The organism is Arthrobacter sp. A2-55, from assembly GCF_025548615.1.
Lineage (GTDB): Bacteria > Actinomycetota > Actinomycetes > Actinomycetales > Micrococcaceae > Specibacter > Specibacter silviterrae.
Genome location: NZ_JAJLOZ010000037.1, coordinates 1 through 24883, shown reverse-complemented (window position 1 = coordinate 24883; position 24883 = coordinate 1). Strand labels below are relative to the sequence as shown.

Annotated in this window: 22 protein-coding genes; 11 read left to right on the top strand and 11 right to left on the bottom strand. The window is 67.2% G+C overall.

Annotation, left to right across the window (positions count from 1 at the left end):
* Nucleotides 1-39: 39 nt before the first annotated feature.
* From LPN03_RS11640 to LPN03_RS11615, 6 genes are all read right to left on the bottom strand, one after another.
* Complete coding sequence (locus LPN03_RS11640) at nucleotides 40-1002, bottom strand: siderophore-interacting protein (protein WP_165183162.1); 963 nt, start codon at nucleotides 1000-1002, stop codon at nucleotides 40-42.
* Nucleotides 999-1844 carry an ABC transporter ATP-binding protein gene (locus LPN03_RS11635; RefSeq protein WP_262454342.1) on the bottom strand — a complete coding sequence of 282 codons (846 nt, stop codon included), beginning with the start codon at nucleotides 1842-1844 and terminating at the stop codon, nucleotides 999-1001. The genes LPN03_RS11640 and LPN03_RS11635 overlap by 4 nt, the downstream gene beginning before the upstream one ends.
* 1 nt (nucleotide 1845) lies before the next feature.
* On the bottom strand, nucleotides 1846-2910 hold the full coding sequence (locus tag LPN03_RS11630) for a FecCD family ABC transporter permease (RefSeq protein WP_410468586.1): 1065 nt from the start codon (nucleotides 2908-2910) through the stop codon (nucleotides 1846-1848).
* Complete coding sequence (locus LPN03_RS11625) at nucleotides 2907-4010, bottom strand: FecCD family ABC transporter permease (protein WP_262454341.1); 1104 nt, start codon at nucleotides 4008-4010, stop codon at nucleotides 2907-2909. Before LPN03_RS11625 ends, LPN03_RS11630 begins: the two co-directional genes overlap by 4 nt.
* Nucleotides 4011-4021: 11 nt before the next feature.
* Nucleotides 4022-5071, bottom strand: a complete 1050-nt coding sequence (locus LPN03_RS11620; RefSeq protein WP_262454340.1) for an iron-siderophore ABC transporter substrate-binding protein — start codon at nucleotides 5069-5071, stop codon at nucleotides 4022-4024.
* Between the two features lie 149 nt (nucleotides 5072-5220).
* Nucleotides 5221-5712 carry a MarR family winged helix-turn-helix transcriptional regulator gene (locus tag LPN03_RS11615; RefSeq protein WP_262454339.1) on the bottom strand — a complete coding sequence of 164 codons (492 nt, stop codon included), beginning with the start codon at nucleotides 5710-5712 and terminating at the stop codon, nucleotides 5221-5223.
* A 139-nt stretch (nucleotides 5713-5851) separates the two neighbouring features.
* Between LPN03_RS11615 and LPN03_RS11610 the strand changes: the two genes are divergently transcribed.
* Nucleotides 5852-6487, top strand: coding sequence for an NADPH-dependent F420 reductase (locus LPN03_RS11610; protein WP_165183158.1), 636 nt, complete (start codon nucleotides 5852-5854; stop codon nucleotides 6485-6487).
* A gap of 31 nt (nucleotides 6488-6518) precedes the next feature.
* Here the strand turns inward: LPN03_RS11610 and LPN03_RS11605 are convergent, their stop codons facing one another.
* Complete coding sequence (locus LPN03_RS11605; protein WP_165183157.1) at nucleotides 6519-7520, bottom strand: glutathione S-transferase family protein; 1002 nt, start codon at nucleotides 7518-7520, stop codon at nucleotides 6519-6521.
* Here LPN03_RS11605 and LPN03_RS20945 point away from each other — a divergent pair.
* The 7 genes from LPN03_RS20945 (at nucleotide 7519) to LPN03_RS11575 (ending at nucleotide 14641) form a co-directional block, all read left to right on the top strand.
* Nucleotides 7519-7932 (top strand): HAD family hydrolase, encoded by a 414-nt coding sequence (locus LPN03_RS20945; RefSeq protein ID WP_410468587.1) that lies wholly within the window; start codon nucleotides 7519-7521, stop codon nucleotides 7930-7932. The two genes, LPN03_RS11605 and LPN03_RS20945, sit on opposite strands and share 2 nt — an antisense overlap.
* A gap of 119 nt (nucleotides 7933-8051) precedes the next feature.
* Nucleotides 8052-9323 carry an ATP-binding protein gene (locus LPN03_RS11600; RefSeq protein ID WP_262454338.1) on the top strand — a complete coding sequence of 424 codons (1272 nt, stop codon included), beginning with the start codon at nucleotides 8052-8054 and terminating at the stop codon, nucleotides 9321-9323.
* A gap of 249 nt (nucleotides 9324-9572) precedes the next feature.
* The gene (locus LPN03_RS11595) at nucleotides 9573-10745 is read left to right on the top strand and encodes an ABC transporter ATP-binding protein (RefSeq protein ID WP_262454350.1); all 1173 of its coding nucleotides are present in this window, start codon (nucleotides 9573-9575) and stop codon (nucleotides 10743-10745) included.
* A complete protein-coding gene (locus tag LPN03_RS11590; protein WP_165183154.1) occupies nucleotides 10745-11443 on the top strand; it encodes an ABC transporter permease in 699 nt (232 codons plus the stop codon). Before LPN03_RS11595 ends, LPN03_RS11590 begins: the two co-directional genes overlap by 1 nt.
* A complete protein-coding gene (locus LPN03_RS11585) occupies nucleotides 11440-12183 on the top strand; it encodes an ABC transporter permease (RefSeq protein ID WP_165183181.1) in 744 nt (247 codons plus the stop codon). The genes LPN03_RS11590 and LPN03_RS11585 overlap by 4 nt, the downstream gene beginning before the upstream one ends.
* 43 nt (nucleotides 12184-12226) lie before the next feature.
* On the top strand, nucleotides 12227-13210 hold the full coding sequence (locus tag LPN03_RS11580) for an ABC transporter substrate-binding protein (RefSeq protein WP_165183180.1): 984 nt from the start codon (nucleotides 12227-12229) through the stop codon (nucleotides 13208-13210).
* A gap of 9 nt (nucleotides 13211-13219) precedes the next feature.
* Entirely contained in the window at nucleotides 13220-14641 is a 1422-nt protein-coding gene (locus tag LPN03_RS11575; protein WP_165183153.1) for a dihydrolipoyl dehydrogenase family protein, read from the top strand.
* Nucleotides 14642-14680: 39 nt separating this feature from the next.
* Here the strand turns inward: LPN03_RS11575 and LPN03_RS11570 are convergent, their stop codons facing one another.
* Nucleotides 14681-15784 carry a serine hydrolase domain-containing protein gene (locus LPN03_RS11570; protein WP_165183152.1) on the bottom strand — a complete coding sequence of 368 codons (1104 nt, stop codon included), beginning with the start codon at nucleotides 15782-15784 and terminating at the stop codon, nucleotides 14681-14683.
* A gap of 36 nt (nucleotides 15785-15820) precedes the next feature.
* The gene (locus tag LPN03_RS11565; protein ID WP_165183151.1) at nucleotides 15821-17851 is read right to left on the bottom strand and encodes a glycogen debranching N-terminal domain-containing protein; all 2031 of its coding nucleotides are present in this window, start codon (nucleotides 17849-17851) and stop codon (nucleotides 15821-15823) included.
* Nucleotides 17852-18056: 205 nt separating this feature from the next.
* On the opposite strand from LPN03_RS11565, the gene LPN03_RS11560 reads away from it, so the two are divergent.
* Both LPN03_RS11560 and LPN03_RS11555 read left to right on the top strand, forming a co-directional pair.
* Nucleotides 18057-20021, top strand: a complete 1965-nt coding sequence (locus LPN03_RS11560; RefSeq protein ID WP_262454337.1) for an acyl-CoA dehydrogenase family protein — start codon at nucleotides 18057-18059, stop codon at nucleotides 20019-20021.
* A gap of 131 nt (nucleotides 20022-20152) precedes the next feature.
* Nucleotides 20153-20494, top strand: coding sequence for a hypothetical protein (locus LPN03_RS11555; RefSeq protein WP_262454336.1), 342 nt, complete (start codon nucleotides 20153-20155; stop codon nucleotides 20492-20494).
* A gap of 65 nt (nucleotides 20495-20559) precedes the next feature.
* On the opposite strand, the gene LPN03_RS11550 is transcribed toward LPN03_RS11555, so the two are convergent.
* A complete protein-coding gene (locus LPN03_RS11550) occupies nucleotides 20560-20985 on the bottom strand; it encodes a universal stress protein (RefSeq protein ID WP_165183148.1) in 426 nt (141 codons plus the stop codon).
* 101 nt (nucleotides 20986-21086) lie between these two features.
* A complete protein-coding gene (locus tag LPN03_RS11545; RefSeq protein WP_262454335.1) occupies nucleotides 21087-23933 on the bottom strand; it encodes an FAD-binding and (Fe-S)-binding domain-containing protein in 2847 nt (948 codons plus the stop codon).
* A gap of 96 nt (nucleotides 23934-24029) precedes the next feature.
* Here LPN03_RS11545 and LPN03_RS11540 point away from each other — a divergent pair, with 96 nt between their 5' ends.
* Nucleotides 24030-24677 (top strand): GntR family transcriptional regulator, encoded by a 648-nt coding sequence (locus LPN03_RS11540; RefSeq protein ID WP_262454334.1) that lies wholly within the window; start codon nucleotides 24030-24032, stop codon nucleotides 24675-24677.
* The last annotated feature ends 206 nt before the right edge of the window (nucleotides 24678-24883 follow it).

Below are 24883 nucleotides of genomic sequence, written 5' to 3'. Positions count from 1 at the left end.
ACCTGACATTATCCCCGCATTGGAAACCCCTGTCAGCAGTTATCCCGGCAGGGCCCGGCCCATCCGCCAATAACCCATGAAGGCCACCGCATTCCGGTCCATGCCCACATCCCGCACCAGGTACCGGCGCAATCCGCGGACGGTGGCGGCCTCCCCGGCAATCCACGCGTACAGGCCTTTTCCCGGCGCGGATTCCGGGGTCTCCCAGAGAACTGCACCGTCAATGTCGACGTCTTCGGGCTCCTCACCCCGCAGGCACGCGGCAGGCAGAATCAGCTGCCGAACGTCTGTTGCCAGCAACGCGCCGTGGCCGCAGCCATTCCTGGCATGCCAGCGCACTTCCACCCCTGCCGGGCAGGCCATGTCCAGGAAGTCAGCCGCGGTGGGCACCTCCAGCACGGCGTGCCCGGAAACATGCGAAGGCAGCGACTCCAGGATCGCGGCGATGGCCGGCACTGCGGTTTCGTCCCCGGCCAGCAGGACCCGCCCGGCGGTGCCCGGGGCAAATTCAATGCCCAGGCAGTCCCCCCACCGGGCGCACGGGCCAACCACCATCAGCGGATCCCCCGGCCGCGCGGCAGCAGCCCAGGATGCGGCCGGTCCGAAGGCTCCCGGGTGCAGCACAAAGTCAATGTCCAGTTCCCCCGCGCTCGCCTGCCTGCCCGACGACGCCGGAACCTCCGCGCGCAGCGCCCTCACGGTATACGTCCGCATCACCCCGCGCGCAGCTTCATCCAGCGAGCGCCAGCGCTGGTACCAGTCATCCTGCAGTGAGCCGCGGACAGTGTTCAGCTGCGGGAGGTCCTTGCCGGGCGAGGGAATGAGCACCTTGACCCGCAGGTCCAGCGTTTCCCCGCCCGGGCCCGCGCCAAAAAGCGCCAGGTCTGCTCCGGTGAAGGTGATGCGCCGGAAGTGCGGCGTCAGCTGCTGAACCCGCGCAACGGACAGCCGGAATGCCCGCATGGGGCTGACCGGATCCTCCGCCACGGCTACTGCACTCATGCGGGCGCCCCCGCCAGAGAGGCCCCCGCACCCAGCAGCGCGGCGCGGCGCCCCAGGGGAACCACCAGAGGGGTGCCTGTGACAGGGTCCGGGACCACCACGGATTCCAGGCCAAACACCTCGCGGACCAGCGCGGCGGTCAGCACGGCCTCCGGCTTGCCTTCGGCCACCACCCGGCCAGCTTTCATGGCCACCAGATGGTCCGCGTACCGTGCCGCCAGGTTGAGGTCGTGCAGCACAATGGCCACAGTGGTCCCCCTGCGAGCGTTGAGCTCGGACACCACATCCAGCACCTCCACCTGGTGGGCGAGGTCAAGGTAGGTGGTGGGCTCGTCCAGCAGCAGCACCTCTGTTTCCTGGGCCAGCGCCATGGCAATCCACACACGCTGGCGCTGCCCTCCGGAGAGCTCGTCCACGGTGCGCCCCGCCAGCCCCAGCGTTCCGGTGACGGAGAGCGCTGCCGCCACGGCGTCGTCGTCGGCCCCGGTCCACTGGCGGAACCAGCCCTGGTGGGGGCTGCGTCCGCGCCCCACCAGCTCGGAAACGGTGATGCCCTCCGGCGCGGTGGGGGCCTGCGGCAGGATGCCCAGTTCGCGCGCCAGGGCACGGGTGGGCATCCTGTGGATGTCCGCCCCGTTGAGAAGTACAGCGCCGGACCGGGCCGAAAGCAGCCTGGCCAGCCCGCGCAGCAGCGTGGACTTCCCGCAGGCGTTGGCGCCCACAATGTAGCTCACCTTTCCCGCGGGCAGTTCCAGCGAGAGCCCCTGCACGATGGGCGCACCGGCATAGCCGAGGGTGATGTTCCGGGCGCTGAGCCGTGCCGGGTGTGAATTGAGGGCCATGTCAGCCTCCTTGGTTGGAGCGGTTGGATGAAATAAGGAGCCACAGCAGGAACGGCGCCCCGAGCGCACCGGTCACCACACCCACCGGCAGGGAGACCCCGGGGATGGCATTGACGGCGGCCAAGTTGCCGGCCAGGACAATTCCTGCACCCACCAGCGCAGCCACCGCCAGGGACGGGGCCCCGTTGTTGAGCCGCCTGGCGATAGGCCCGGAGAGGAAGGCGACGAAGGCAATGGGCCCGGCCGCGGCCGTGGGAAGGGCGGCCAGCAGCACGCCAAGCAGGGTCAGCAGCAGGCGGGCACGCGGAACGTTGAAGCCAAGCCCGGCGGCAGTGTCGGCACCGAGTGCCAGCCCGCGCAGCTGCCGCGCGCCCGGCCCGGCAAGCGGCAGGAGCACCAGCAGGGCTGCGGCCAGGAACGCCACGCGCTGCCAGTTCGCCGGGGCCAGCGAGCCGCTCAGCCACACCATGACATCCCGCGCGTTGCCTGTGTCGGCGCGGGATAGCAGAAACGTGACGGCGGCCTGCAGGAACGCTGCCGCCCCAATGCCCACCAAAATCAGCCCCGTGCCGCCCCGGCCGCGCGCCAGCCAGGTGATCAGCACCGCCACCACCAGCGTTCCGCCCATGGCCGCCAGGGACACACCGGCCCCGCGTGCGCCAAAGACCACGATTGCGGCAACAGCGGCCGCACTGGCACCGTAGCTGATGCCGATGATGTCAGGGCTGGCCAGCGGGTTGCGCAGCATGGCCTGGAAAATGGCCCCTGCCACGCCGAACGATGCCCCGGCCAGCAGGCCCAGCAGCGCCTGCGGCAGCTTGTTTTCCATGACGATAAAGCTGGCACCGGGAATCTCGGCCCCGCCCAGCAGCCGCAGGAAATCCGGCACCGTGACGGTGTAGCTGCCCAGCAGGACATTCGCGAAGAACAGGCCGGCCACGGCCGCGCCGAGGATTCCCGCAACCCAAGCACGACGGCGGCGGGGCGCCTTGCGCCGTTCACGCACGCAGGCGCCACCCAGGACGGCGGCACCGGCGGGCAGCTGCGCCTTGTCCAGGACGCTCACAATTCGGCCCGCCGCCCGCGGCGGACCACGGCAATGAACACGGGCGCCCCGATGAGGGCGGCGAGAATGCCCGCCGGAACCTCCCCCGGCAACAGGACCACCCGCCCCGCCACGTCCGCCGTCAGCAGGATTGCCGGGGCCGCCAGGAGCGACAAGGGCAGCAGCCAGCGGTAATCCGGCCCAACCAGCCCGCGCAGCAGGTGTGGAACCACCAGCCCGATGAAGCCGATGGGGCCCGCAAGTGCCGTGGCGGAACCGCACAGCAACACAATTCCCACGGCGGAGACCGCCCGCCCCGGTCCGGGGCGGTGGCCCAGCCCGCGGGCCATGTCGTCGCCGAGGGCAAGGGTGTTGAGCAGCCGCCCGGTGGCCAGCAGGATCGCCGCGCCTATCGTGACGAACGGCAGCACGGCCCCGACAGCGTCCCAGGACTTTCCGGCCAGCGCACCCACCTGCCAGGTCCTGAAGAGCTCCAGGGAGTCCTGGCTGGTGACGAGCATGGCGCTCATGAGCGATCCCATTCCCGCGGCTGCGGCCGCCCCGGCCAGTGCGAGTTTTACAGGGGTGGCCCCGCTGCGGCCCAGGCTGGCCACACCGTAGACCACCACGGCCGCCACGGCGCTGCCGGCAAAGGCAAACCACGGATAGGAGGACACCCCGGCTGCGCCGAAAAAGAAGATTCCCGCCACCACGGCAAGCGAGGCTCCCGCATTGACACCCAAAATGCCGGGATCGGCCAGCGGGTTGCGGGCCACGCCCTGCATGGAGGTGCCCGCCAGGCCCAGGGACGCGCCCACCACCAGCCCGGCGACGGTTCGCACCAGGCGGGAGGCCACCACGGCGTGGTCGCCGTTGGCGGGGTCAAAGTGCGCAAGGGCATCAAACACGGTTGGCAGCGGCACAGTGCGGGCGCCGAACGCCAGGGACATCAGCACGGCCGCCGCCAGCGCGGCTGCCAACGCCAGCAGCCAGGCCAGCTGGCGAACGGCAATGAAGCCCCTGCCTGGCCGCCCAAGCACCCCGGCGGCAGGCGGCAGGGGCACAGCGGAGGGGACCGGCGTCGTAATTCCTAAGGGCGGTGTCAGTGCGGGTGCACCCATCCGGACGGGCCCTACGCCTTCGAGGCCGCGGCGCCGAGCTGCGGCAGGAACGCTTCCAGCGCCCAGGGCAGGCTCAGCGGGGAGGAGGCGGAGATTGCGTACGTGAGGGTGTTGTCCGAATCGGCCACGAAGGCACCCTTCCTGATGGCGGGAATCTGGCCCAGGAGGGGGTCCGTGGTGATTGCGTCCTTCGTCTTCTTGTCCGGCACCCAGCTGACAAAGACCTGCGACACCAGCTCGTTGGCCTTTTCGGCTGACCATGGGATGAAGAATCCGGTTTTCCCCTGCCCTGCGGCGACCACCACGGGAGCCAGCTGCATGCCGATGCTGGCCAGGAACTTGGGGCGGTTGTCGCCGGAGAGGTAGACGTTGACGCCGTCGCTCTTGTCCGGCTCCAGGTTGCCGTAGATGAAGGTCTTGCCCTTGATGGCAGGGTACTTGGCGGCCTGCGCGGCAATGGTTTTCTCCGTGGCGGCAATGAGGTCCTGGGCAGCCTGGGACTTGCCGAGGGCGGCACCGATCATGGTGGTGGAATCCTGCCAGGACGTGGCGTACGGGGCTTCCGGGTAGGCGATGACCGGGGCGATCTTGCTGAGCTTGTCATAATCGTCCCGGGTCAGGCCGGAGTAGGCGGCCAGGATGATGTCCGGGTTGACCTTGGCCACTTCCGTGAAGTTCACGCCGTCCGCCTCGGAGTACTGCACCGGGGCCATTGCGGTGCCGAACGCCGCGCCCGCCCTTTCCAGCGCCGTGTCCTTCCACGGGGTGGAACCCTGCGCGTTGCCGCCCCAGTCGTCCTTCGGCATTCCCACGGGCACCACGCCCAGCGCCAGGGCCACGTCCGCGTTGACCCAGGACACCGTGGCAATTCGCTGCGGGGCTGCCGTGAGGACCGTGTTGCCGAACTTGTGCTTGACCGTGATGGGGAAAGCGTCCGTGGCAGCATTCCCGGATCCGCCGGCCGAGCCGACCGCACCGGTGGAGCAGCCGGTCAGTGTGGCGGCGGTGGCCGCCACCGCCAGCAGTCCGAGCGAAAGTCCCTGTCGACGCGATAATTCCACAATTGATCCTTACCGTAGCTGTGATGGCGGCCCGCAGAAGTTAAGCAAGCCTTACCTACCCTAGCGGATCTTCTGGACAATAGGGAACACTAATGTGACGTAATAGCTGGGGCGTTACGCTCCGCCTGCTGCCTTACGGTTACCCGGGCTTACGGCGCCGGCGTGCGCAGGATCCAGTGGTTGGCATCCAGGCCGCGCATCAGCTTGCGGCCAATGCGGGCCAGGTCGGCTACGTCCTCTTCGTCCAGCTGGTCAAAGACCAGGCCCCTGACGGTTTCCATATGAAGCGGCGCCAGCTCCCGGATCAGTGACAGCCCGGAATCCGTGATGGTGGTAGACGTAACCCGCGCGTCGTCGGCATGGGTGGCGCGCTCCACCAGCCCGCGGGCCTGCAGCTTCTTGGCCACGTGGGAAAGCCTTGACAGCGAGGCGCTGGTCCGCGCTGCGAGCTCGCTCATCGGCAGAGTCCCGGTGGATGCCTCGGAGAGCATGGCCAGCACGTTGTAGTCAAAAAGCGACAGCTTTGCAGCCTGCTGCAGCGGGGCTTCAAGCGCCCCGGGCAGCAGCGTGGTGGTGGACAGCAGCGCCAGCCACGCGGCGCGTTCATCGGCGCTCAGCCAGCGCGGCCCCGGTTCACTCATGCCAACCATCTTTCCACGGTTGCCCGGCGCCAGACGGGACCCGACAACTTTTTACTTGACACATCAACTAAACTCACCTAAATTTACTTGTAGCTTCAAGTAAATACTTCCAGCACACCCCTTGGAAAGCAGGAACACCATGAGCACCATCACCATCATTGGCTCCGGAAACATGGCCCGCGGCATCGCAACACGGGCCCTCGCCGCTGGACGGAGCGTGGAAATCCTCAACCGCGACGAGGCCAAGGCAGCGGCCCTGGCCGCCGAACTTGGCGCCAACAGCACCTCGGGCAAGCTGGGCCAGGTCCCGTCGGGCGAGATTGTGGCACTAGCCCTGCCGTTCGACGCCGCCAAGGAAGTGGTGTCGGCCTACGGCGACACCCTGGCCGGCAAGACGGTCATCGACATCACCAACCCGGTAAACTTCGAAACTTTTGACTCGCTGGTGGTTGCCCCCGGCACGTCCGCTGCCGAGGAAATCGCAGCCCTGACGCCGGCCAACGTGGTCAAGGCCTTCAACACGACCTTCGCAGGTACGCTCGCCACTGGCGAAACCAGCGGACAGGCACTTGACGTGTTCATTGCCGGCGACAATGCCGAGGCGGCCGCGGCGGTCTCTTCCCTGGTGTCCGACGGCGGAATGCGCCCCATCGTTGCCGGGCCGCTCAAGCGGGCCCGCGAGCTTGAAGGCTTCCAGTTCCTGGTCATGACGCTCCAGGCCAACCCGGCCTTCGAGACCTTCAACTGGAACACTGGCTTGAAGATCGTGGACTAGTCCCCAGGCGCTCCCACGCGCGGAACGGCCCCTACGCGTCCACCGGGCGGGTGGGGGCCGTTCCGTTGCCAAAGGGCCGCCCGCCCAGCGACTCGCGGCCGTGCGCCGTGGCCCATCCCGAGGTGTCGGGGCCCAGCGGGACAATCTGCGTGGGGTTCAGGTCCTCATGCACCACGTAGTAGTGCTTCTTGATCTGTTCAAAGTTGACGGTGTCGCCAAATCCGGGCGTCTGGAACAGGTCCCGGGCGTAGGCCCACAGCACGGGCATTTCGATGAGCTTGTTCCGGTTGCACTTGAAGTGCCCGTGGTAGACGGCGTCAAAGCGGACCAGTGTGGTGAACAGGCGAACATCCGCTTCGGTAATGGTGCTCCCCATCAGGAATCGCTGCGTGGCGAGGCGTTCCTCGAGCCAGTCGAGAGCGGTGAACAGGCGTTCGTAGGCAGCGTTATACGCTTCTTGCGAACCGGCGAAGCCGCAGCGGTAGACGCCGTTGTTGACCTCGGTGAAGATGCGCTTCATCACCGGGGCCATGTCCTCGCGCAGCGCTTCCGGGTACAGCTCGGGCGCTCCTTCCCGGTGGAATTCGCTCCATTCGGTGGAAAAGTCCAGCGTGATTTGCGGGAAGTTGTTCGTCACCACGGCCCCGCTGGGCACGTCCACAATGGCGGGGACGGTGATCCCACGCGGGTAGTTTGGCGTGCGCTTGAAGTACGCGTCCTGCAGGCGCGGAATGCCCAGCACGGGGTCCAGGCCGTCCGGGTCCAGGTCAAACGTCCAGCTCCGCACGTCATGCGTGGGGCCGCAGACACCGATCGAAATGGCGTCTTCGAGGCCCAGCAGCCGGCGCACAATGGTGGAACGGTGCGCCCACGGACACGCCCGCGCCACCACCAGGCGATACCGCCCGGCCTCCACGGGGTAGCCGTCAGCGCCGTCCCGGGTGATCCGCGTTTCAATGTAGTTGGTGTCCCGCGTGTACTCGCTGCCCGTCACGTACGTGCCCTTGGTGCTGAAATCCTGCTGAGTGTCCATGAAGCCAGCCTATGCCCGCCGCCGGAAACCCGACAGGTCCCGGCCCCGCGCGCAAGCCAAGCACGACGGCGGCAGGCTGGATCAGTGGCCGCCACGGCTAAGCTGGGGATGTGGAAATTCGAGCCGTCTTGCCTGGACTTCTTTTCCTGACGCGGCGCCCACCCTGCGGCGCCTGCGGGACCTCGGACTTCGCGTCGGCGTCATCACCAACGGCAATCACGAACACCAATCAATGAAAATCGCGAGACTCGGGTTGGAACCACTGCCGGACGTGTTCTTCAGTTCAGAACAGATGGGCCACGCCAAACCCGACAAATCAGCGTTCGCCTGGACCGTGCGGGCATCGCAAGGCAGTTGGCCCAGCACAGGGGACGCGACGGAAACCAGCCATGGTGCGCTCAAAAAGGTTTAGTAGATTTACTCAAAAAGGTATCGTACGAATGCTCAAAATGGTAGTGTAAAGGCACTCAAAAGAGTATGGTGGCCGCATTCAAAGGGCGCGGGAACATGGCAGCGGAGGAGACTGGTCGCGTGCAAGGCTACAGCAGACGGATCGTTGACAACTCAATCGATGAACTCTTCCCTTCGTTCGCCGCCATCTCCATTGACGGGGCCCGCGCGATCGGGAAGACCTCAACAGGGGCACAACGGGCAAAAATGATTCTCAACCTGGACCTCCCTGAAATTCAGCAGTTGATCCAGGCAGACCCAAACTATTTGGGCCGGGCGGACACCCCCGTTCTCATCGACGAGTGGCAAAACGTCCCCGAGGTTTGGGACCGGATCCGCCGGCTCGTAGACAACGACGCAACCGGAGGACGGTTCATCCTGGCCGGAAGTGCCGCACCCATTGGTGTCCGGCTGCACTCCGGCGCTGGCCGAATCATCAAATTCCGGATGCGCCCGCTCTCCATCGCGGAACGCGGCTTGGCCACCCCCACCGTCCGGGTCCGCGATCTTCTCGAGCCAGGCGCCACGAACATCACCGGCTCCAGCGATGTCGACTTGCGAGGCTACGTTCGTGAAATTATCGCTTCTGGATTCCCGCAAGCCCGGCAGATGAACGATCGTGCCCGTGGGGTGTGGCTGGATGACTACATCGAGCGCGTCATCACCCACGATTTTACCGAACAGGGCCACCGCATCCGGCGACCGGAACTTCTGCGGGGATGGTTGCGGGGCTACGCCTCGGCCACAGCTTCCGCAACCACGTTTACAAAAATCGGGGCCAGTCTGGACCCGGGTGAACCGGCTGGACCGGCCAAAACAACGTCGATCGCCTACCGTGACGTTCTTAGCAGCCTCTACTTGCTGGACCAAGTCGATGCCTGGTCGCCCAGCAAGAAGATTTTGGCACGTGCCGCACTCGCGCCGAAGCATTTTCTCGCCGACCCGGCCCTCTCTGCGCGCCTGCTCAACCTCAACGAGGCCAAGCTGATGTCCACCACCGGACCGGCCACCAACACCGGTGACCGGACCCGGCTCGGTGACTTCTTTGAGGCACTGGTCGCCCTCAGCCTGCAGACATATGCCGCGGCCAACGATGCCCAGCTCTCCCACTTCCGCGACCATGACGGGCGGCGCGAGATTGACTTCATCCTCCACCGCGGGCACGCTGAAGCAGTGGGCTTTGAGGTGAAGCTCAAGTCCTCAATCAATGACAACGACGTTCGCCATCTGCTCTGGCTCAAGCAATCACTCCCCGAGCAAATAGTCGACCTCGTCGTCATCAATAGCGGCACCCACGCCTATCGCCGCAAGGACGGCGTGGCTGTAATCCCGCTCGCGCTGCTCACCGCCTAAAGCTCCACCCAAGCCAACCACCACCAACCCACGCCCGACGGCGGCACCCGGGCGCCGCCGTCGTCCGCGCTAAGCGAAACCCGCCAACATGCGGCCCAGGAGCTTTACTCTCCAAAATCACCCTGCATATGATCGAGGGCAGCAGGTGAGTGCCACCTACAGTGAGGACCTTCCATGGCGGCCCCAGAAGCAGTCCGCTCCCCCGCGGGCAATGCCGCAAACCAAACCATCAGCCAGGCCGGATCGGCAATGGTGCAATTTCAGGGCGTGCAGAAGGCCTACCAGGCCGGCCAGCCCGCCGTCGACAACCTGAACCTGAGCATCGACGCCGGCAGGATCACCGTCTTCGTGGGCCCGTCGGGCTGCGGGAAAACAACCTCGCTGCGCATGATCAACCGCATGGTGGAACCCACTGCGGGCACCATCACGGTGGGCGGGCGGGACATCAGCACCATCCCCGCACACCAGTTGCGCCGCTCCATGGGCTACGTGATGCAGTCCGCCGGGCTGCTCCCCCACCGCACCGTGCTGGACAATGTCACCACCGTGCTGCGCCTGAACCGGGTGCCGCGCGCCGCAGCCCGCGCCCGCGCCGCCGAACTGCTGGAGACCGTGGGCCTGTCCGCCGACATGGGCAAGCGGTACCCCAACCAGCTCTCCGGCGGGCAGCAGCAGCGCGTGGGCGTGGCCCGGGCGCTGGCCGCAGACCCTCCCATCCTGCTCATGGACGAGCCCTTTTCCGCCGTGGACCCCGTGGTGCGCGCCGAACTCCAGCAGGAACTGCTCAGGCTCCAGCGCGAGCTCGCCAAGACCATCATTTTTGTCACACACGACATTGACGAGGCCACGCTCCTGGGCGACAAGGTGGCCGTCTTCGCCACGGGCGGGCGCGTGGCCCAGTATGCCGATCCGGAGGAGATCCTGCGGGCCCCCGTGGACGACTTTGTGGCGGCATTTGTGGGCCGGGACCGCGGCTTCCGGCACCTGTCCTTCAGCCCTGGCGCCTCCGTGCCCGTCCACCCGGCGCCGTCGGTGGCGTGGGACGGCGCCGCCCTGATGGACGACGGCGCTGCTGCCGCCGGCCTGCGCCCGGAAGCTCCCGGCGCGGACGGTTCCGGCTGGCGGCTGGCCGTGGATGGAGGCGGGCGCCCCCTGGGCTGGCTGGCACCAGGCACTGCCGGTACCCCTGGCACCGCCGAAGCCGGAGGCCCGCTGGTGCCCGGCGGATCCCTGTTCCACACAGGCGACCCCCTCCGCAATGCCCTCGATGCGGCCTTGTCATCCCCGTCCGGGCTGGGCGTTGCCGTTGATGCGGACGGCCTGGTGCAAGGCGTGGTGCGTGCACCGGAGGTGCTGGCGGCCATCGAGGCAGCCCGCGAATCCCGGACCGCCGAAGGCCAGACCCCTGAAGGCCGCGGCTGATGCAGTGGTTCCTGGCCAACCTGCCGCAGGTCCTCGCCCTCAGCGGATCCCACCTGGTCCAGGCCGTGGTGCCGCTGGCACTGAGCGTGGTCATCGCCGTCCCGCTGGCGCAGCTGGCCCGCCTGAACAAGGGCCTGGGCGCCTTCATCCTCTCCGCCGGCTCCCTGCTGTACACCGTCCCGTCCCTGGCGCTGTTTGTGATCCTGCCCGGCATCCTGGGCACCAAGATCCTGGACTTCGCCAACATCATCGTGGCCCTGACCATCTACGCCGTGGCACTGCTGGTCCGCTCCACCCTGGACGCACTAAACTCCGTGGACGACGGCGTCCGGCAGTCCGCCACCGCCATGGGGTTCAGGCCCCTGCAGCGCTTCCTGGCGGTTGACCTGCCGCTTTCCGTACCGGTGCTCTTTTCCGGCCTGCGCGTCATCTCCGTCAGCAACATCTCCCTCGTTACCGTGGGGGCGCTGCTGGGCATTCCCAGCCTGGGCTTCTTCTTCACGGACGGGTTGCAGCGCAATTTCCCCACGGAGATTGTGGTGGGCATAGTGGGCACCCTGGTGCTGGCGCTGCTCATGGACCTGGTCCTGGTGCTGCTGCAGCGCCTCCTCACGCCGTGGCTGCGCACGGCAACACCGGCACCAACGGCACCAACGGCAACACCGACGACGGCGGCACAGCCGGGGGTGGCCGCATGAGCCTGCCCGCCACCACCTACACCGCCACGGGCCCCTTCGCCGAAGGCTGGCAGTGGCTCACGGACCCGGCCAACTGGCAGGGCCCCATGGGCATCCCCGTGCGCATCACCGAACACCTGGGCTACTCGGCGCTGACCCTGCTCATCTCCGTGGCGATAGCCGTCCCCATCGGACTGTACGTGGGGCACACGGGCCGGGGACGCGTCGTCGTGGTTTCCCTGGCGGGGCTGCTGCGGGCCCTGCCCACGCTGGGCATCATGACTCTGTTTGCCCTCATGGCCACCTCCACGCTGTCGCTCATGCCCGCCATCTGGTCGCTGGTGCTGCTGGCCGTCCCGCCCATCCTGACGGGGACCTATGCGGGGATTTCCGCCGTCGACCCCCAAATAGTGGACGCCGCCCGCAGCATGGGAATGACGGGGCGCCAGGTGCTGTTCCGGGTGGAGGTGCCCAACGGACTGGCCGTGATTCTGGGCGGCTTCCGTTCGGCAGTGCTGCAGGTGGTGGCGACGGTGGCTGTTGTCGCGTTCATCAGCCTGGGCGGGCTGGGCAGGTTCATCATTGATGGATTGGCCGTGCAGGACTACGGTCAAGTACTGGGTGGGGCCGTGGTGATTGCCTGTGTGGCAATTGCCCTTGACGGCGTCCTCGCCCTGCTGCAGCGGCTGGCCGTCTCGCCCGGCCTCAAGGAGCCCGCCGGGACACCGGAGCCGGCGGCCCGGACACGGATTCACCCATAGCTAAAGTGCTTACAGGTACTACAGGAGGAAAAACATGAAGAACATGTCCCAGCCCGGCCCGGCACAACCAAGCCGCAGGGCGATCCTGGGCGCAGCCGCGGGGCTGACCGTGGCCCTGGCCGTGACGGCCTGCAGCAGCGGGAACCCGCTCAACACCGCTTCGTCCGCCGGCCCCACGTCATCGGCCAATGCCACGGCAGGCGGGGGCGGCGGCAATGGTTCCGTGGTGGTGGGCTCCGCCAACTTCCCCGAAAGCGCCACGATTGCCGAGATCTACGCCGGCGCGCTCAACGCGGCCGGTGTCACGGCCACCACGAAGCTGAACATTGGCGCCCGCGAGGTCTACGTCAAGGCTGTGGAGGACGGTTCCATTGACGTGGTTCCGGACTACTCGGGCAACCTGCTGGGCTACCTCGACCCCAAAACGACTGCAACCACACCGGCCGAGGTACTGGCGGCCCTGCCCAAGGTGATGCCGGCCGGCCTGTCCGTGCTGGGCGCAGCCGCGGCGGAGGACAAGGACGCCATGGTGGTGACGGCTGCAACCGCTGCCAAGTACAACTTGAAATCCCTCGAGGACCTTGCCAAGGTCTGCGGCCAGCTCACCCTCGGCGCGCCGCCGGAATTCGCCACCCGCCCGTATGGGCTGCCCGGGCTGAAGGCCAAGTACGGCTGCGTCCCGTCCAAGTTCACCCCCATCAGCGACGGTGGCGGCGCCCTGACCGTCAAGGCCCTGCTGAACAATGACATCCAGGTGGCGGACATCTTCACCACATCCCCGGCCATCCCCGAGAACAAGTTCGTGGTCCTGACCGACCCGAAGAACAACTGGCTGGCCCAGCAGGTGGTGCCGCTGATCAAGACGGCCAAGCTGTCCGACGCAGCCCAGATGGCCCTGGGCCAGGTGTCCGGGCTGCTGACCACCGAGGACCTCATCGCGCTGAACGCAGAGGTCAGCGGAGCCCAGAAGATGGACCCGAAGGCCGCCGCAGCCAAGTGGCTCAAGGACAAGGGAATCACCAAGTAAGGGGATGACATGAGCGGCCCAGCTGAATCCGTCGACATTGTGGTGGTGGGCATGGGGCCCGGCGGCGAGGCCGTGGCCGGGGAACTGGCGGCGGCCGGGCTCTCCGTGGTGGGCGTCGAGCAGCGCCTGGTGGGCGGGGAGTGCCCCTATTTTGGCTGCATTCCCTCCAAGATGCTGATCCGGGCCGGCAACGCCCTGGCCGAGGCCCGCCGCGTGCCCGGCCTCGCCGGGCAGTCCACGGTGGAGCCGGACTTTTCGGTGGTGGCCCGCCGCATCCGCCAGGAGGCCACGGACAACTGGGATGACGCCGTCGCCGCGAAGCGCTTCACGGACAAGGGCGGCCGGCTGGTCCGCGGCACGGGGCGGCTTTCCGGCCCGCACCAGGTCACCGTTTTAATGCACGACGGCGGCGAGGCCACCTTCGCAGCCCGGCTCGCCGTGGTGCTCAATCCCGGCACAGACCCCGCCGTGCCGTCCACTCCAGGCCTGGTCGGCACGCCGTTTTGGACCAACCGGGAGGCCCTGCAGGCAGAAACGGCACCCGCGTCACTGCTGGTGCTGGGCGGCGGGCCCATCGGCGCCGAGCTGGCCCAGGCCTTTGCCCGCTTCGGGACCCGTGTCACGGTGGTGGCGCGCGGCCCGCGGCTGGTCCCCCGTGAGGAACCGGAAGCTTCGGAGCTGCTGGCGGACGTGTTCCGTTCCGAGGGCATCGAGGTGCTGCTGAACACGAACACGAGCTCCGTTTCGCATGTCCCGGGCGGCTTCACCGTGGAGCTGTCCAGTGCTGGCGCGGACAGCGCCGGCCCTTCCGTTTTGCAGTTGGATGCGGAGAAGGTGCTGGTCGCCACGGGGCGCAGCTCCGTGCTGGGCACCCTGGCGCTGGACGCCGCAGGGATTGCCTGGGACGGTTCCGCGGCGCCCGCCGTGGACGGGCATTTGCAGCTCACGGACGGGCTGTACCTTATGGGCGACGCCGCAGGGGCCGGGGCGTTCACCCACCTGTCCATGTACCACGCGAACATTGTGGCCGGTCACATCCTGGCCCGTCACACTGGGCAGCCGGACCGCGGCACCACGGAATCCCACGCAGTGCCGCGGGTGACGTTTACGGACCCGGAGATCGGCGCCGTCGGCCTGACGGAACGCCAGGCGCGGGAGGCGGGGCTGAATGTGCGGATTGGGGTCACCGACCTGGCGGCGTCCACCCGGGGCTGGATCCACCAGGGACAGGGCTTCATCAAATTGGTGGAGGACGCGGACAGCGGCACCCTGGTGGGTGCGGCCTCCGTGGGGCCTTCCGGCGGCGAAGTCCTGTCCATGCTGGCCCTGGCCGTACATGCGCGCATCCCCGTCAGCACCCTCAAGTCGATGATTTACGCTTACCCCACATTTCACCGCGCCGTGGAAGCAGCCCTCGCCGGCCTCCCCTGACGTCGAAGTTCGAGATAACCACCGCCCCGGGGACAGAATTCAGCCCGCCGCGAGCATCACCTTGCGCACGGCCGCACTGAGCTGCATGGCCCGGCCTGCCGTGCCGCCTTCCTCGGCCCGGGCCGGAATGTAGCCAAAGCCAATGCCGTAGAGCGGGTCGGCGTACCCCAGCGCGGCATTGGCGCCGTCGTGCCCGAATGCCTGCGCGCTGCCGAAGTCCATGCGCGGCTGGGACTTCATGAAGGTGATGGCGAAAGCGCTGGTGTCGCAGAAGATGCGGTCCAGGCCCCAGACCTGTTCCTGGGACATGGCGGCGATGGTTTCCGGGCTGAGGAATGGCTCCAGGCCGTCAAGGCCAGTGGTGGCTGCCGCATAAACGCGGGCCAGGCCGTCGGCGCACCCCACGCCGGCGCCGCTGCAGCTGCCGGCAGCCCGCACGCTGCGGATGTTGGGCAGCGCCAGCAGGTTTCCGGCCTGGACATTGCCGGACACCCCGGCCAGGGACCCGGGATCCAGGAAGCCGCCGGCAGAGCCGTCGTCGAACAATACGGGCCGGAACCTGGCCTCCTCGGAGTCCGGCAGTCCCAGGAACATGTCGGCGGCAAAGGGCTCGCGGATGCGCCGGTTGTAGATGTCCTGCAGCCGTTCCCCCGTTACCTGGCGGCACAGCTCCTCCAGGAACACGCCCATGGTCAGCGCGTGGTAGCCGAAGGTGCCGGAGCCGGGGCGCCACAGCGGAGCCATGTCCGCCAGCCGGCCGGCCACGGCGGGGAGGTCGTTGTAGTCCTCCATGGCAAAGCCGCCCTGCACCCCCACCAGCCCGGCCTGGTGGGACAGCAGCTGGCGCACTGTCACGGCACCCTTGCCGTGCCGGGCAAACTCGGGCCAGTACGCGGCCACCGCGGCGTCCAGGTCAATGAGCCCGTCCTGCACCAGCAGGCTGAAGGCCAGTGCGGCCACGCCCTTGGAGACGGAAAACACGCCAGTGAGCGAATCCGGCGTGGAATCGGGCCCGCCCGCCAGGTCCACCACCTTCGTTCCCCCCACATAAACAGCCAGCTGGGCGCTGTAGGCGGGATCGGCGTCGAGCATGGACTCAAAGAGCTCGCGGACGGGGGCAAACTGCTCGGTGGCAAAGGTCATGGGTCCAGCTTAGGGAACAAGGGAGCCAACGCCGCATCACATCGGCGAGATTTCGGCTTTCCCGCGGGAGTCGACGTCGACGGTGAACTGGACGCCGCCGGCCCATAGCCCGGAGACGCTGAACGGGCCGAACGGAGTCGGCACCTTGCCGGCGGCAACGGGGAGCCGGCCCGGGCCCTGGGGTTCCAGCCTGAGCGCGGCCAGCAGAATCGGCACGGCCGACGCGGCTGCCCATGCCTGCGGCCGGCACGATGAGGGGTACGGGAGGGGGCCGCCGGCCTCCGGGGAGTGCCCGGAAAAAAGTTCCGGCAGCCGGTAGTCAAAGGAAGCAGCCGCATCAACCAGCCCCGACGCAATGCGCGCGGCGTCCGTCAGGTGACCCGTGCGGGCCAGGCCCTCGAGGATGATGGCTGAATCGTGCGTCCACACCGTTCCGCAGTGGTAGCGCAGCGGCCAGTATCCCCCGTTGCTGGAATCCAGGGTGCGGATGCCAAAGCCGGAGAACATGCCGGGCTGCATGAGCCGGGCAGCCACCACGTCACTTTCCTCCGGGGAAAGGATGCCGCTTCCGAGGAGGTGGCCCATGTTGCTGGCGACGCCGTCAACGGCCCGTTTATCCGCGTCCAGCGCGAGGGCGGGGTACGGTCCCAGCTCGTCACGGCACCAAAAGCTCGCGCGGAAGTTGGCGGCGAGCGCCGCCGCGTAGGCCCGCCATTCCTCGGCTCCCGGCCGTCCGAAGGCCTCCAGCAGTTCCGCCCCGTCAAGGGCCGCCCGGTAGGCATAACCCTGGACCTCGGCCAATGCGATTGGGCCCACCGCCTGTGTGCCGTCCTGCCAGCGGATGGAATCCCCGGAATCCTTCCATCCCTGGTTGGCGAGGCCGTGGCCGGTGGTGTCAAGGTATTCCAGAAAGCCGTCGCCGTCGGCATCGGCCCAATCCCGCAGCCACCCCAGGGCCGCTTCAAGGTTGCCCAGCAGTGGCTGGACGTCCCCGTCAGGCATCCCCCACTTCCAGGCGTCATGCAGCAGGCTGATCCAGAGCGGCGTCGCGTCCACGGTGCCGTAGTAGACGGGTGGCAGGCGGAGTTCCCCGTTGTGGGAGTTGGCCGGCAGGCGGAGCTCCCCGCGGCGCACTTCATGGAGGATCTTGCCGGGCTGCCCCGCCGTTTCGGGATCATGGACAGTGCACTGGCGTGCCGCCAGCGTGCGCAGCGTGCCGGCGGCGAGCGCCGGATCCACGGGCAGCAGCATGCGCGCGGCAATGAGGGAGTCGCGGCCAAACAGCGTGAAGAACCACGGGGCACCTGCCGCCAGGAACACCTCCCCGGGGGCGTCGACAGGGGACATGCGCAGGCCCTGCAAATCCGCTTGCGCCCGCGCCACGAGGGAGGCCAGCCGCGGATCCTGCGCCGTCACCAGCAGCGGCGCAGGGGCTGGAACGCCACCTGACATGAAGGGCGCCTTGGCGTCGTCGGCCTCCACCCACCAGGCAAGCCGCGCCTCCCCTCGCGGCGGGATGGTGACGTCCCAGCGGAACGTGATGCCGCCGTCGTACGTTTCCGCCGAGGCACCCGGCGCGCCAATGGAGGCTGTGACCTGCCCTGTCTGCGCCACCCAGTGCCCGCCGTCACGGTGCGGCGTTGCAGGGTGCCGGGGGGCGCCGGACTTGACGCTCATCATGGGTGAAAAATCGATTCCCAGCCGGAGTTCGACGGCGACGGCGGCCGGCTCTTGTTGATCGGAGGCAATCAGAATGTCCTCCGTGATCCTGCCCGCCTGGATAATCCTGCGCCGGGTCACCGTCACCAGCGGGTCGGCGTTCCCGGGGTCCAAGGAACGGACAAGCCCCACAAAACATGCCTCCGAACCTTGTGCCGCGGATTCACCAATGAACTCCGGCTCCTCACCGTTAACAGTGAGCACGGCCTCATCCACCACCCTGGTGTCCGCACAGTAGATGCCCTGGGCCCCGTGCCTGCGCAGCTGCCCGTCGCTGCCCGACCAGGCCTGCAGGGGTGCAACGGCAAGCACGGCCAAGTCGTGGAGAAGGGGCTGGGGCGAAATCAAGGGGCCTCCCGGCGAAAATGTGGGGTGAAACTGTGCGGTGGACTGTTCGGCGATACCCTCCATGGTGCCGCCAATTCGCCGCCAGGAACACCCTTGCGGCCAAGCCATTGCCGCCCCACCTACCCACGGGTAGCATCAAGGCATGAGCCCTTCCTGAGCTCCCCTGGCCGGTTCCCGCGACGGCGCCGGCGGAATCGAGGAAGTCATGAGCACACATGTTGGCGGCCCGGCGGCCGCAGCGCGCGCCCAGGTGACGGCGGAGGATGCCCGGAACGTTGCGGAGGCGGCCCGTGAATCCTCCTGGGAACGGCCCAGCTTCGCCAAGGGCCTGTACCTGGGCGACTTTGACCTTGGGCTGATCCACCCCCACCCGGAATCCACTGCCGAAGAGGCCGAAGAGGGCGATGCATTCCTCGTGGCCGTGGAGGACTACGCCCGGACCCTGGATGCCGCCGTTATCGAACGCGATGCCAAGATTCCGGATGAATACATTGCCGGGCTGGCGAAACTGGGGGTCTTTGGCATGAAGATCCCCAAGGAATATGGCGGACTGGGCCTGAACCTGACGTACTACGGTCGCGCCCTGGCCATCCTGGGCAGCGTCCACCCCGCTTTCGGCGCCCTGGTTTCGGCCCACCAGTCCATCGGGGTGCCGGAGCCGGTCAAGGTTTTCGGCACGCCTGAGCAAAAGCAAAAGTACCTGCCGCGCTGTGCCGCCGGCGCCGTCACCGCCTTCCTGCTGACCGAGCCCGACGTCGGCTCGGACCCCGCGCGCATGGCCTGTGCCGCTGTGCCCACCGACGATGGCAGCGCCTACCTGCTGGACGGGGTGAAACTGTGGACCACCAACGGCGTCATTGCCGAGCTGGTGGTGGTCATGGCCATGGTTCCCTCCCGCGGACTGGATGAAAACGGGCGGAAGACCGGCGGCATCACGGCCTTCGTGGTGGAGGCCGACTCCCCCGGCATTACGGTGGAGCACCGCAACCAGTTCATGGGGCTGCGGGGCATTGAAAACGGCGTAACCCGCTTCCACCAGGTCCGGGTGCCGGCGGAAAACCGGCTGGGCCGCGAGGGCCAGGGCCTGAAAATCGCGCTGACCACCCTGAACACCGGTCGCCTGTCCATACCGGCCATGGCCGCCGGTTCCGCCAAGTGGTCACTGAAGATTGCCCGCGAGTGGTCCAACGCGCGCACACAGTGGGGGCGGCCCGTTGGCCAGCACGAGGCCGTGGGCAAGAAACTTGCCTTCATGGCCGCCACGGCCTTTGCGCTGGAGGCCGTGTTTGAACTGTCCGCAGCATTGGCCGACGCCGGCATGAAGGACGTGCGGATCGAAGCGGCGCTTGCCAAGCTCTGGTCCTCCGAAATGTCCTACCGGTGCGCGGATGAACTGGTGCAGATCCGCGGCGGGCGCGGCTATGAGACCGCCGAATCGTTGGCAGCCCGCGGCGAACGTGCCGTCCCGGCGGAACAACTGCTGCGTGACCTCCGGATCAACCGGATCTTCGAAGGTTCCACGGAAATCATGCACCTGCTCATAGCCCGGGAGGCCGTTGACGCGCACCTGGCCGCGGCCGGCGACCTGGCCTCCACGTCTGCCACCCTGGCGCAAAAGGGCAGGGCGGCCGTGAATGCCAGCGGGTTTTATGCGAAGTGGCTGCCACAGCTGGCGGTTGGCAAGGGCCTGGACCCGCGCTCGTACAACGAGTTTGGGCCGCTGGCGAAGCACCTGCGCTTTGTGGAGCGGGAATCGCGCAAACTGGCCCGCCAGACGTTTTACGGCATGGGCCGCTGGCAGGGAAAAATGGAATACAAGCAGGCCTTCCTGGCCCGGATTGTGGACATCGGAGCTGAACTCTTCGCCATTGCCGCCTGTTGCAGCCGTGCCGAAATGCTCCGGCTGAAGGACCCCGTCCAGGGCAGGTCCGCGCTGAAACTCGCCGACGCGTTTGCCGGCCAGTCGCGGCTGCGGGTGGAGTCCCTCTTCAACGAGCTGTGGCACAACACGGACGACGCCGACAAGTCGCTGGCGGCGTCCCTGCTCGACGGCGAATTCACCTGGCTCGAGGAAGGGGTCCTGGATCCGTCCGAGGGCACCGGACCGTGGATCGCGGACACCACGCCGGGGCCGTCAAAACAGCAGAACCAGCACCGCAAATATCGCTGAGGTAACGCCACGGGCGATTGCGTCACATCTTGGTGTCATTCCCGTGGCGCGCCGTGCCGTGGCCGGCAGCGGCAACGGGCGCGCCTAGCGTTGGAAAGTACACAAGTTTGTGGACGATATGGGGCGCTGCCATGGATTATTTCCTGAACAACTCTTACCTTCTGGTGTACACCGGAACCCTGCTGCTCGGTGCAGTGATGTTTGCGATCGTCATGGTCTGCTTTGTGGCCGTGACATCCGTTCTTGCCGTGGCCTACGGGCTGGTGAACGGCGCGCGCGGCATCTTTGACGTTGCGGTGAAGTCGCGGCCGGTGGTGGTGCCCGAACCCACCGTGATGCGCCATTCCAGCAGGACTGTGGTGGTCCTGCCGGCCCGCAAGGCCGCCGTCGAACCCGCCGTCGAACCCGCCGCCGAACCCGAAGCCGAGCCCGAAGTCGAGCCCGAAGCTGCCGCACAGGGAAAAGCCGCTTAAACACCATGCCCCCACCGGCTGCAGCCGGCGGGGGCATGGTTGCGGCCACTGGCCGTCAAGAATTGCTAGTCGTCGGTCTTGACGATGTAGACGTCGCACGGGGCGTTGTGGGACACGGCGTTGGCCACCGACCCCAGCACGCGCTTGAGGCCCTGCATGCGCACATTGCCCACCACAATGAGGTCCGCCTTGAGCTTGGCAGCCTCTTCGAGCAGGACGTCGGCCGGCTTGCCCAGGGCCGAGGAGTACTCCGTCTGGACGCCGGTGACCTTCAGCTCGTCGGCAACGCGCTGGGCAACACGCTCAGCTTCGTCTGCCGTGGACAGGAACCACTCGTCGTTGCCAATCTCCACCTTTTCGGTCTTGTCCTCGCCGAATGCCGTGACAACACGCAGTGTCGACCCCAGTGACTTGGCCAAGTTGGCCGCGACCCGGGCAGCCTTCATGGACGTTGAATTGCCGTCGACGCCGACGATGATGATTCCTGCCATTTTTTCCATCCTTAGTTTGGAAACGTGCAAAGCCTTGCTGATTCACTACCTTAGCCAAAGAATGCTGCATTGAGGCTCAATCGTGGGGCAACTAACCGCGGCTATTTTGCTGTCACTGCGTCCGCAAGCAGTTCCAGCACGTGCCGGTAGTCCTCCCCTGTGGCCCGCGTCATGCCCAGTTCACAGGTCCGGTTGCAGGAGGCGTGGGCTGAGGCCGCCATGGCCGCCACGTCCGCGGCCTGGGCATGTGTGGCCGAAGCGGTCAGTTCCGGGTGCAGCATGCCGCGGTCCCCGGCGAATCCGCAGCAGCCCCAGCTGTCCGGCACCTGCACGGATTCCGCCACCGCCCCGGCCACCCTTTCCAGCGCCGGGTTCAGCCCCATCCTGGTTGAGGAACACGTGGGGTGCAGGGCCAGCGAGTCAATCCGCGCCCAGCCCTCCCCGAGCAGGGGCAGGATTCGCTCCGCCGTGAATTCCACGGCGTCCACCACCCGCAGCGCCCGCTGCCCCGGCGCGGGTACCTCGGATTCAAGGGTGTGGATCAGCCCCTCGGTGCAGCTGGAGGCGTCGCAGATGATGTCGAGTTCGCCGTCGCGCGAGGCCTCCCGGAGCAGTTTCAGCGTCTGGGCGTGCATGTGCGCCAGCCCGGCCGCCATGCCCTTGGACGACCACGGCGTGCCGCAGCAGGCGCCATCAATGCCCTCGGGGACCAGCAGTTGAAGCCCGGCGCGGGCGCACAGCTGCTCAAAGCTGGCCTGCACGCCGGAATGGCCCGGATCCCCGGTCCCCACTGGCCCGAACATCGTGTTGACGCAGGCGGGGAAATACACGGCTGCCGGTTCCCCGGAAGGCGCGGGCCGCCGTCGTGCCTTGCCGCCGGCAGGCAGCTCGGCGGAATACAGCGGCAGCCTGTCCGCGCCAAGGACCTTCCGCCCCAGCTTGTTCACGGGAAGCACGACGCCGGCCGGCACCTTCGCCGCCATCGTCAAGGCCAGCCCGGCCCCCTGGGTGACGGCGCCCCAGTGCTTGGCGGCCGTCTCCCAGGCACCGTTCTCCAGCTTCCCTGACGCGTCGCGCCGCAGGTGCTTGACCAGGTTGCCGGTGTTGATGTCCACCGGGCAGGCGGTCTGGCACATGCCGTCCACGGCGCACGTGTCCACGGCCTCGTAGTTGTAATCCGCCTCCAGGGCTTTGGCGAGGGCCGCGTCGCCGTCGGCCAGGGCGGCCTCGATGGCGCGCAGGGTCACAATGCGCTGGCGCGGGGTGAGTGTCAGGTCCTTGCTGGGGCACACGGGTTCGCAGTAGCCGCAGGACACACAGCGGTCCACCTCGGCATCGACGGCGGGCGGGGCCGCCTTGATGTGGCGCAGGTGCGCGTGGGGGTCCGTGTTGAGGATGACGCCGGGATTGAGCATGCCTGCCGGGTCGATGAGCGCCTTGATCCGGCGCATGACGTCGTAGAGCTCATCGCCGTACTGGCGCCGCACAAAGGGGGCCATGACGCGCCCGGTGCCGTGTTCGGCCTTCAGCGAGCCGCCTTCGCCCAGCACCACCTCCACCATGTCCTCGGTGAAACCCGAATAGCGCTCCAGCTCAGCGGTGCTGGCGAAGCGGTCCGTGAGCATGAAGTGGATGTTGCCGTCCTTGGCATGCCCAAAAATGACCGAATTTTCATAGCCGTACTTCACAAACAGCTTCCCCAACGCCACGCAGGTGCGTCCCAGGCCGGGGACCGGGACCACCACGTCCTCCAGCAGCGCCGTGGTGCCGGGCGGCCGGGCGCCGGCGATGGCGGCATACAGGCCCTTGCGCAGCTGCCACAATTCAGCGCGGGCCTGTGTGTCCGTGCTGAATTCCGCGGGAGCGTCCAGGCCCAGCGTGCCGGCAACCCTGCCGGCAGTGGCGCCCAGCTCCGCCAGCTCGCCGGCATCCCCGGACTGATATTCCACCAGCAGGGCGGCCTGGTTTTCCACCCGCAATTCCCGCACGACGCCGGGCACGCGGCTCAGTGCCTGGCCCACCTTCAGCGACAGGGAGTCCAGGAGTTCCACGGTGGCCGCACCGCTGGCGACCAGCGCGGGCAAGGCGCTGTTGGCCGACTCAAGGTCCCGGAACACCAGCAGCCCCGAGGTGGCATGGGCCAGGCGGGGTACCGTGCGGAACACGGCTTCGGCCACAAAGCCCAGCGTGCCTTCACTGCCTACGATCAGATGGGCCAGGATCTCGGCGGGGCTCTCAAAATCCAGCAGCGAGTTCAGGCCGTAGCCCATGGTGTTCTTCATGGCGAACTGGTGCTCGATGATTCTTCTGGAGCCCGGATTCCCCCGGACCCTGGCGGACAGCTCCAAAAGCCCCGCAAAAATGTCCGGTTCCTGCGCGCGGAGGCGAGAATCGGCGTCGTCCGCGCCAGTGTCGATGACTGTGCCGCTGGGCAGGACGACAGTGAGGGACTCAAGGGTCCGGTACGCATTGTCACGGATGCCGCAGGCCATGCCGGAGGAATTGTTCGCCACCACGCCGCCAATGGTGCAGGCGGCCTCACTCGCCGGGTCGGGGCCGAACTTGCGGCCAAAGCGCAGCAGCCTGGCGTTCAGGGCGCGGACGGTTACCCCGGGCTGCACGCGGACCCGGGCACCGCCGTCGAGCACGTCAATCTTGCGGAAGTTCCTGCGCACATCCACCAGCAGGCCGTCCGTGACGCCCTGGCCGCTGAGGCTGGTGCCGCCCGAACGCAGGGTTAGCGGGAAGCCGTGGGCGGCGCTGGTTTTCAACAGCCGCGCCACTTCCTCCGCGCTTTCCGGCACGGCGACGGCCTGCGGGATGAGGAGGAAATGCGAGGCATCGTGGGCGTTGGCGTGCAAGTCAATGGCCCGGGTCCTTGTCTGCCCCGGGTCCGCCATGACCGCACGAATTCGAGCAATTGCTTCCGGTCCTGCCTGAGCAGACATGCCCTCATCCTTGTCCGTGGTGGAATTGCTGACATTCAAATTGTCTGACAAGTATACTCAAATTACAGTCGCGACACCCCAAGGACAAATGAACCCATGACCCGCCCCATTGCCACCAAAACCGTGGTGGATGCCGTGACCGACGATCTCCGCGGGCGCATTCTCACTGGCAGCCTCACGTCCGCCGAAGCCGTCACGGAGCTGGAAATCGCCACCACTTATGGCGTTGCCCGGCCCACGGCCAAGGCCGCGATCGAGAAATTGGTGGGCGAAAACCTGCTGGTCCGTGGCACACACAAGAGTGCCCGCGTGGCCCGGCTGGGACCCGATTCCGTGCGCGACATTTACCTGGCCCGCGCGTATTTGGAGAGTGAAATCCTGCGGCGCCTGGCCACCTCACGGGCCGTGCCGGAGGACGCCGTTCGCGCCAATGCGGATATTCTGGCCGCTGCGAGCTCCGGCGATTTGGCGCTGGTGGAACCGGACCTGCGCTTTCACACTGCCCTGGTCGAGGCGGCCGGCAATGAGCGGATTGCGCGAATGTACAGCTCACTGATGAGCGAAGTCCGCCTGTGCATGACGCGGGTGCAATCCCTGCACCTATTGAACAGCGAGTCCATTCACGCCGAACACAGCCTAATCCTTGACGCTGTGGCCGCCGGGGATGCCGAAGGTGCCGCCCGGATTCTGGACCGCCACCTGGCCACAGCCCGAGAGCGCCTGGCCGAGGCGTTGGGAGAGTAGCCCGGGACGGCTCCGTTGGTCGAGCAGTGAGCTCTGCGAACGCGTCGAGACCCAGGGGCGGTGAACCGTTGGCCAGGGAACCCCGGTGGTCGAGCAGTGAGCCCTGCGAACGCGTCGAGACCCTGGGTGTTGCTCCCTCCACAGGGGGACCTGAGCGCAGGTTTGTACACATGTTCTATAATGTCTTTGTTTACTCGAACATGCGG